We start from the raw sequence: 974 nt of genomic DNA on the forward strand, positions 1-974 counted from the left end.
CGGGCGCGTGTTGGCATAAGAAAACCGCCCCCTCCGGGCGGCCATATAGTTAATCAAATCTTGACCTGTAGGCATTTTTTGGGCCCTCATCGTCTATCTCCTAGCCCATGCGACGAGCGGGCGGCGGAGGCGGGGCACCATCCTCACCCCACGCCAAAAGCTCCACAATGTATTCTTCGGCGGCGTCCACCTTCGCTTCCATCAGCCCCAGGCGCACCTTCAACTCAGAATTCTCATCACGCGAATCGCCCAGCTCATTACGCAAACGGTAAATCTTGTCATCCATCTCATCCATACGCTTCACCGCGTCAGCCGCTCGCGCGTCGGCCTCAGCCGCCCGCGCCTCACTCTCCTTCGCCCGAGCCTCCAGCCGGTCCACCATGAAACTCACACGGTCCAACTCAGCCTTCTGCTTACCCAACTTGTACTGCACCCGATGCCCATACAAGACACCAACCAGGCCAAGAATCGCAACCACGAGCGCGCTAAACGCGGCAAGCTGCGGAGCGTTAAAAACGAACTCCACTATGCGTCCACCTCATCCGCACTGTGACACGGCACCTCAAAACGTGTGATCGCGGAGGCCACTGCCGCCATGATGTCCGCGTCGGGCACCACTGCCGGGTCAAACCCGATACGCCCGTGCGCGCCAGGGTACGGCTCACTCGATACCGCGTACTGGTAAGGGACAGCTACCTTGTCGTAGGCGGCCACGTGCCATAGGTAGGCCGACATGAAAAACGCGGGGTCGCTCACCCCCAAGCGCACCGTAGCGGCCTTAACCCGGTCCTGAAAATCCTCATCTGCGACGATCCTACCCACCGTCGCCAACGCAAAATCACTCATCCCTAAAACTCATCCTTCCGTCTCATAGTTTCACTAACTGCCAGCACAAGTACGTCCATGCCGTCGTTGAACTGTTGCCGATCTGTGTCACGTACAAGCGCTGCTTACCATTCACGGGCACGTGTTGG

The 974-nt window shown here is 58.7% G+C and carries 2 protein-coding genes; both read right to left on the minus strand.

The window, feature by feature from the left end; genetic code table 11:
* Positions 1-100: 100 nt before the first annotated feature.
* A complete protein-coding gene (locus HMPREF3167_RS08725; RefSeq protein ID WP_070446491.1) occupies positions 101-526 on the minus strand; it encodes a hypothetical protein in 426 nt (141 codons plus the stop codon).
* Positions 526-846 (minus strand): hypothetical protein, encoded by a 321-nt coding sequence (locus HMPREF3167_RS08730; RefSeq protein WP_070446493.1) that lies wholly within the window; start codon positions 844-846, stop codon positions 526-528. The genes HMPREF3167_RS08725 and HMPREF3167_RS08730 overlap by 1 nt, the downstream gene beginning before the upstream one ends.
* Positions 847-974: the final 128 nt, after the last annotated feature.

The sequence above is a fragment of the Trueperella sp. HMSC08B05 genome, assembly GCF_001808405.1.
Lineage (GTDB): Bacteria > Actinomycetota > Actinomycetes > Actinomycetales > Actinomycetaceae > Trueperella > Trueperella bernardiae.